Genomic DNA, 8,403 nt, shown 5'->3' with positions numbered 1-8,403 from the left:
GTACTGCTTACTGTGGAAGAGTAGGTCGCCGCCTTTTTTGAATCCCAATTACTTATTGTAGTTGGGATTTTTTGTTTTTAATCATGTTTACTTCAATTTAAAAGTTTCATATTTATTATCTTCAATCTTTAGCTGAATAAGTAGCATGAAAGAAAATAAAGAACTTCGTCTAGCTTGGGATTTTGTTAATAATACTAATAGAAATGTATTCTTAACAGGTAAAGCTGGTACAGGAAAGACTACCTTTTTACATAAATTAAAAATGCAATCACAAAAGCGAATGATAGTTGTTGCACCAACAGGTGTTGCCGCTATAAATGCTAAAGGGGTAACTATTCATTCTTTTTTTCAGATGCCTTTCGGACCTATTTTACCTGATACAGATTTAAATTCGTCTACTGGTTTTAACAGAAAGTTCAGCAAGACTAAGATTAATATTATTAAATCTTTAGACTTATTAGTTATTGATGAGATTAGTATGGTGAGAGCTGATTTGTTAGATGGTATTGATAAAACCTTAAGGCGCTTTAAAGAAAGAAATCAAATTTTTGGCGGTGTACAATTATTAATGATTGGTGATTTACAGCAATTATCGCCAGTAATTAAAGAACATGAATGGCAATTGTTAAGTGAATTTTATAAAAATGCATTTTTTTTTAGTAGTCTAGCTTATCAACAATGTAATGCACTCACTATAGAGTTGAAACACATTTATAGACAAGATAACCCTTTGTTTATAGACATTCTTAATGAAATTAGGAATAATGAATTGAGTCTGACTTCTGCTGATGAATTGAATAAACGTTATCAACCTAACTTTGTTCCTAGTGAAAATGAGGGTTATATTTCATTAACAACCCATAATCATAAAGCAAACCAAACTAACGAATATGAAATTGAAAAGCTTAAAGGCAAATCTAGAACGTATAATGCGGTTGTAGAGGGGAAATTTCCAGAGCACTCTTTTCCAAATAGAGAAGAGTTAAAGTTAAAAGTTGGAGCGCAGGTAATGTTCATCAAGAATGATAGCTCTCCTGAAAAACGTTATTTCAATGGTAAAATAGGTAAGGTTATATTATTAGATGAAGATGAAGTTGTAGTAAATTGTCCAGATGATGATTTTAATATTATTACAAAACCAGAACTATGGGAAAATATAAAATATACTGTAGATTCTGAAACCAAAGACATTTCTGAAGATAGAATCGGAAGTTACAAACAAATGCCTTTACGTTTAGCATGGTCAATTACTATACATAAAAGCCAAGGCTTAACTTTTGAAAAAGCTATAATTGATTCTGAAGCTGCTTTCGCGCATGGACAAACTTATGTAGCACTCAGTCGCTGTAAATCATTAGAAGGTTTAGTTTTAAAAAGTAAAATTACACCAAGTCAAATTATTAGCGATAGCAATGTAATTTCATTTAATAAAGATTCTGAAGTTAATCAACCAGATGTTGAAATTTTGCAACAATCCAAGAGAATCTTTCAATTAGATTTAATATCTGAAATTTTTAATTTTTACAAGTTTTTGTATCCATCTAATAGAATTTTAGATATTTATTATAAAAATAGAGGTAGCATTGAAGGTGCAGTGGAAACGCCAATAATAACTATTAAAGACGCAGTAACAAATTTACTAAAGGTAAGCTCTTCTTTTAAAAATCAATTGAAGTTAATAGGAGACGCTTCTGATGTCCCTGAGTCAAATACATTATCACAAGAACGCTTTACTAAGGCTATAACATATTTCACTGAACAAACAAAAATATTTATAGAAGCTTCATTTAAAATTGTAGCTTTTACGACAGACAATAAATCCATAGAAAAGGATATAAATAAACAACTTGATATTTTAGAAGAATTACTAGAAACGAAGTTATTATATTTTGAAGGTCTAAAGACCGGTTTTATTGCACAAAAGTTTTTAGAATTAAGAGCTAAGTCTGTATTCTTAGCGAAAGATAAACCAAAAAAGCAACGTAAAGTTGTAATTGACGGAACTACAAACATAGAACTTTTTGAATTGCTAAGAGAATTAAGAAATCAAATCGCAAAGCAAGAGGATTTAGTTCACTTTCAGATTTTTACCCAAAAATCATTATATGCTATGTGTGAAATTTTACCTACTTCCAAACAAGAATTAAAGGCAATTCATGGTATGGGTAAGACACGTATAGAAAAGTACGGAACTGAAATATTACAAGTCATAAAAAGCTATTGTGATGAAAATGATATTGAAATTTCTAATGATGTTTCAGTTTTTGAAGAATTAAAACCAAAACGACAAAAAGGTGATACTAAGAAAGTATCCTTAGAATTATTTAAAGCAGGAAAATCAATAGATCAAATCGCATTGGAACGCGAATTAAATTCAAATACAATATTTGGGCACTTGGCTAGTTTTATTTCTTCAGGTGAAATCAAAATTACAGACTTGATGTCTAATCGGAACTATTCAGAGTTAAAGAAAATTATTCCGACTAAGACTTTCGAAAACCTTTCAGATTTAAAACATCAGATAGATGATAAGTTTTCTTATGGAGAATTGAGACTAGTTCTTAATGAACTTTCAAAAAATTAAAAAAGGCTTCAAAATATAATTCAGAAGCCTTATCAATATATTTTATTTAATAATTATCCTTTTATAAGACCTCTAGAGATTACAATTTTCTGAATTTCAGAAGTACCCTCATAAATTTGTGTAATTTTTGCATCGCGCATTAAACGTTCAACATGGTATTCTTTTACAAATCCGTTTCCACCATGAATCTGTACGGCTTCAACCGTATGTTCCATTGCAACTTTACTTGCATATAGTTTTGCCATTGCACTACTCATATCATAATTATTGCCTTGGTCTTTGTCCCAAGCAGCTTTCATTACTAGCATTCTAGCAGCTTCAATTTCGGTGTACATGTCTGCTAATTTAAAAGCGATGGCTTGGTGATTACAAATTTCAGTACCAAAAGCTTTACGTTCTTTAGAATATTTTAATGACAATTCATACGCTCCTGCTGCTATTCCTAGAGCTTGAGCAGCTATTCCAATACGCCCACCAGAAAGAGTTTTCATAGCAAATCTAAACCCAAATCCATCTTCGCCAATTCTATTTTCCTTTGGAACTTTTACATCATTAAACTGAAGTGTATGTGTATCACTACCTCTTATACCTAATTTGTCCTCCTTTGGACCTATATCAAAACCAGGCATACCTTTTTCAATAATAAAGGCATTGATTCCATGTGAACCTTTGTGTTTATCAGTTTGAGCAATTACCAAATACACATCAGATCTGCCACCATTAGTAATCCAGTTTTTTGTGCCATTAATAATATAATGATCACCCTTATCAATGGCAGTAGTTCTCTGTGAAGTTGCATCACTACCGGCTTCTGGCTCACTCAAACAGAACGCGCCAATTTGTTCACCTGTTGCAAGCTTGGTTAAATATTTCTGTTTTTGTTCTTCTGTGCCATAAGCTTCGAGTCCATAGCAAACCAATGAATTATTTACAGAAACCATAACTGAAGCAGAGGCATCAATTTTAGATAGTTCTTCCATAATTAACACATAAGAAATAGCATCCATACCGCTTCCGCCATATTTTGGGTCTACCATTATCCCCATAAATCCTAATTCCCCCATCTTTCTTACTAGTTCGTCAGGAAATGTTTGTGAATTATCACGTTCTATGACACCAGGAAGTAATTCAGTTTGTGCAAAATCGCGAGCTGCATCGCGAATCATCAAATGCTCTTCTGTTAAGCTAAAGTCCATAAAAATATTGTAATTATTGATTTGATAAAAAATTCATGCAAAGATAACTGTTTCTTGTGGTATTTTCAATAAGTAATATTATTTTTACTAATATGATAAAATTTGATTATAAAGTAATAGCAATAATGTCTGGAACATCTTTAGATGGCATCGACATCATATATGCGACCTACAAGTTTAATAGCAGTTGGGATTTTGAAATTCATCATTCTGAAACTATAAAATACTCTAAGGATTGGAAGTTAATTCTAAGTCAATTAGTAAATAGGTCTTTAGAGGAATTGAAGGAAATTGATAAGTCATATTCTGAATATTTATCAACGGTAATTTCGATTTTTATAAAAGCAAATAATATAAATGTAATAGATTTTATTGCTTCTCATGGACATACTGCTTTGCATCAACCAGAAAATGGCTTAACGCTTCAAATAGGGAATCAACAAATTTTATCAGATTTAGTAAACCATAAAGTAGTTTGTGATTTTAGAGTGCAAGATGTTAAGTTGGGTGGTCAAGGTGCTCCATTAGTACCTATTGGTGATCGGTTGTTGTTTTATAATTATGATTATTGTCTGAATTTAGGCGGTTTCGCTAATATTTCTTTTGAAGAAAAGGCCAAAAGAATTGCGTTTGATATTTGCCCTGTGAACATCGTTTTGAATCACTATGTTTCAAAATTAAATCTAGAATTTGATGATAAAGGGCAACTCGCTTCAAAAGGAAAAATTCATCAAGAATTATTAGCACAGTTAAATGTGCTTGCTTTTTATGTTGAAAAACCACCAAAATCACTGGGATTAGAATGGGTTGAAATAAATATTTTCCCTTTAATTGGGTCTTTTGACCTTAAGATTGAAGATATTCTTAGAACTTTTGTAGAGCATGTAGCCATTCAAATTTCAAAAATTATAAATCGAGAAGGGAGCAATTTGTTGGTAACTGGAGGTGGTGTTTACAATGAGTTTCTAGTAAGTAGAATAAAAAATCTTTTAAAATCTGAAATTGTAATTCCAAAAAAAGATATCGTGGAATTTAAAGAAGCATTAATTTTTGGTTTGCTCGGAGTTTTAAGACAACGAAATGAAGTAAATTGTCTAAAAAGTGTAACTGGTGCAACAAAGAATCATTCTTCTGGGAAAATTTTGTTTCCCAATACTTAAAATTAATATTTAATTCTCATTTAGCCTTTAGAGTTTTTTATATTTGTTATAACTAACTAAACAATAACCATTGATAAAAGATTTACTTCAGAAGTACGAAAATAAAACTCCAGAAATCGTATTTCATTGGAATGACCCAGAAACTGAAGCAGAAGGTTGGGCTGTAATTAATTCCCTAAGAGGAGGTGCAGCAGGTGGAGGCACACGTATGCGAAAAGGATTAGACAGAAATGAAGTTTTATCTCTCGCTAAGACAATGGAAGTAAAATTCACAGTCTCAGGTCCAGCAATAGGAGGAGCTAAATCAGGTATTAATTTCGATCCACAAGACCCCAGAAAAAAAGGTGTACTTGAACGCTGGTATGCCGCTGTTTCTCCGCTATTAAAAAGCTATTATGGTACTGGAGGCGATTTGAATGTTGATGAAATCCACGAAGTAATCCCTATTACTGAAGAAAGTGGTGTATGGCACCCTCAAGAAGGTGTTTTTGAAGGGCATTTTAAGCCTACTCAAGCAGATAAAATCAATAGAATTGGTCAGTTGAGACAGGGCGTAATCAAAGTCATTGAAAACACTAGGTATTCACCAGATGTTATCAGAAAATATACTATTGCAGATATGATTACTGGATACGGTGTTGCTGTTGCTGCAAAACATTTTTACGATATTAATGATGACTCTATAAAAGGAAAACGGGTTGTGGTACAAGGTTTTGGTAATGTTGGCGCTGCGGCTGCATTTTATTTTGCCCAAATGGGCGCTAAAATTGTTGGTATTATTGATAAAGCTGGCGGCTTGATAAATGCTGAAGGTTTTTCATTTAAAGAAATAACAATCCTTTATCTTGCAAAAAATGGAAACACATTGCATTCTACTGATTTAATCCCATTTAAAGAAATAAATGAGAGAATATGGTCATTACAGACTGAAGTTTTTGCTCCTTGCGCAGCTTCTCGGTTAATAACACAAAATCAAATCGATCAAATGATTAGTACTGGTTTAGAAGTTATAACTTGTGGTGCTAATGTGCCATTTGCAGACAAAGAAATATTTTTTGGACCGATAATGGAACATACAGATCAAAAAGTAAGTTTAATACCAGATTTTATTTCAAATTGTGGAATGGCGAGAGTTTTTGCGTATTTTATGGAGCGTAAAGTGCAAATGACAGATGAGGCTATTTTTAAAGACACCTCTAAAGTGATTAGAAAAGCCTTAAAAGAGGTGCATAAAATTAATCCAACAAAAATTGGTGTAAGCGAAACAGCTTTCGAAATTGCACTAAGACAATTAATATAAATATTTCATAATATGGAAACAGTAATAATTCTTGTTTTTGTTTTTGGCTATTTAGCTATTACTTTAGAACATAATATCAAAATCGATAAGCTTATACCAGCACTAGTAATGATGGCAATAAGTTGGGCTTTAATTTCTTTGGGGATTGATGATTTTACGCAATGGTTCGATTCGGCTAAGCACAATTTAATGGACAATTTTGGTTTACTTCCGCACGAAGAAAAAATGCACTTAATGGAAGAAACCTTATTACATCATCTTGGTAAAACGGCAGAAATATTAGTATTCTTATTAGGTGCAATGACTATTGTAGAAATCATAGATTATTTTGACGGATTTTCGACTATCAAAAATGCTGTGAATTTTAATAGTAGAAAGAAGTTGTTATGGATGTTTGCAATCTTAGCATTTATACTTTCTGCGATTATTGATAACCTTACAGCAACAATAGTATTAATATCAATACTTCAAAAAATTGTAAAAGATAGGAGTATTAGAATTTGGTATGCTGGTCTCATAATTATAGCCGCAAATGCAGGTGGAGCATGGTCACCAATTGGTGATGTAACGACTACAATGTTGTGGATAGGCGATAAAGTTTCGACTGGGAAATTATTTATTTACCTATTTATTCCATCATTGCTATGTATGGTCGTACCAACATTTATTGCTTCACTATTAACACCCTTTAAAGGAACTTTAGAGTTACAAGATTCAGATGGTAAACCTAAGAATAAGTTTAGCTCTACAATGTTGTTTTTAGGCTTGGGTGCAATTGTTTTTGTTCCAGTATTTAAAGTGATAACCCATTTACCACCTTATGTTGGTATGATGCTTTCGTTAGGCGTAGTTGCAATATTTGCTGAAATTTACAGTAATTCCAAGTTTGCAATTACACAAGTAGTTTCAGATGAGCATGCTGAACATGCTAGTCATAGTCCTGTACATTATTCTTTATCAAAAATAGAGTTACCAAGTATATTATTCTTCTTAGGAATTTTAATGGCAGTGGCTGCTTTGGAATCATTAGGTATACTGTTCGGCTTCGCAGGATCATTGCAAGAAAGCATGCCAATGTTAGGTACTGAATTACATGGTGAAGGGGTATCAGATTTAGTGGTACTATTACTAGGAGTGGGTTCTGCTGTAATTGATAATGTGCCTTTAGTAGCTGCTAGTTTGGGAATGTTCTCTGAGCCATTAGATAATGAACTTTGGCATTTTATTGCGTATTCAGCTGGTACAGGAGGAAGTATGCTAATTATCGGTTCTGCAGCAGGAGTTGTTGCTATGGGAATGGAAAAAATTGACTTTTTCTGGTATTTAAAAAAGATATCATGGTTGGCTTTAGTTGGCTTTTTAGCTGGTGCAGCTGCATTTATGGTTACAAGAAGTATTTTCTAATATACTTTACAGATAAACTTAACGTTATAACAACAAGAATTTAAAATTTTAAAAACTATAGTATGATATTATCCAGTACTATTCAAGATGGTGCAGAAGTATTAACTGAAGGAGAATCAGTTGAAAAAACGCTTTCCATTATAGAATTAATCACAAGCGGTGGAACTGCAGGAATGGTTATTATTCTAATTCTATTTCTACTCTTAATTATGGCAACATACATTTATTTTGAACGTATTTTTGCCATTAAAGCAGCTTCTAAAGTCGATTCAAATTTTATGAATCAAATTAAGGATCACGTGAGTAATGGTAAAATTGATTCTGCTCAAATGCTTTGTGCTCAACAAAATTCCCCAGTATCTCGTTTAATAGCAAAAGGAATTACTAGAATTGGTAAGCCTCTTGAAGATATCAATACAGCAATTGAAAATGCTGGGAGATTGGAAATTTACGGTTTAGAAAAAAATGTAAGTGTTTTAGCAACAATTTCTGGTGTAGCTCCTATGATTGGTTTTTTAGGTACTGTAGTTGGTATGATACTTTCAATTTTTGAATTAGCTAATGCTGGCGGAACTATACAAATGGATGTACTTGCTAGTGGTTTATATACAGCTATGACGACCACAGTTGGAGGATTGGTTGTTGGTATTATTGCATATGTGGCTTACAACCATATAGTCGTGAGAACAAATAAAGTAGTCCATCAAATGGAAGCTAATTCTGTTGAATTTTTAGATCACTTAAACGAACCTATCTAAT

The 8,403-nt window shown here is 32.4% G+C and carries 6 protein-coding genes; 5 read left to right on the top strand and 1 reads right to left on the bottom strand.

From position 1 onward, the window contains the following. The first annotated feature begins 145 nt into the window (after positions 1-145). A complete protein-coding gene (locus tag Q0822_RS16380) occupies positions 146-2,584 on the top strand; it encodes a helix-turn-helix domain-containing protein (protein WP_299125729.1) in 2,439 nt (812 codons plus the stop codon). Between the two features lie 53 nt (positions 2,585-2,637). Here Q0822_RS16380 and Q0822_RS16375 read toward each other — a convergent pair whose 3' ends face one another. Continuing rightward, positions 2,638-3,780 (bottom strand): acyl-CoA dehydrogenase, encoded by a 1,143-nt coding sequence (locus Q0822_RS16375; protein WP_299125727.1) that lies wholly within the window; start codon positions 3,778-3,780, stop codon positions 2,638-2,640. A gap of 92 nt (positions 3,781-3,872) precedes the next feature. Here Q0822_RS16375 and Q0822_RS16370 point away from each other — a divergent pair, with 92 nt between their 5' ends. The 4 genes from Q0822_RS16370 (at position 3,873) to Q0822_RS16355 (ending at position 8,402) form a co-directional block, all read left to right on the top strand. Continuing rightward, a complete protein-coding gene (locus tag Q0822_RS16370) occupies positions 3,873-4,940 on the top strand; it encodes an anhydro-N-acetylmuramic acid kinase (RefSeq protein WP_299125726.1) in 1,068 nt (355 codons plus the stop codon). A gap of 73 nt (positions 4,941-5,013) precedes the next feature. After that, entirely contained in the window at positions 5,014-6,240 is a 1,227-nt protein-coding gene (locus Q0822_RS16365) for a Glu/Leu/Phe/Val dehydrogenase dimerization domain-containing protein (protein ID WP_299125730.1), read from the top strand. Positions 6,241-6,252: 12 nt separating this feature from the next. Next, positions 6,253-7,644, top strand: coding sequence for a sodium:proton antiporter NhaD (gene nhaD, locus Q0822_RS16360; protein ID WP_299125724.1), 1,392 nt, complete (start codon positions 6,253-6,255; stop codon positions 7,642-7,644). Between the two features lie 62 nt (positions 7,645-7,706). Beyond that, entirely contained in the window at positions 7,707-8,402 is a 696-nt protein-coding gene (locus Q0822_RS16355; protein WP_299125722.1) for a MotA/TolQ/ExbB proton channel family protein, read from the top strand. Position 8,403: the final 1 nt, after the last annotated feature.

The sequence above is a fragment of the uncultured Winogradskyella sp. genome, from assembly GCF_947496485.1.
Taxonomy (GTDB): Bacteria; Bacteroidota; Bacteroidia; order Flavobacteriales; family Flavobacteriaceae; genus Winogradskyella.
This window is presented reverse-complemented; position numbering and strand designations above follow the sequence as displayed.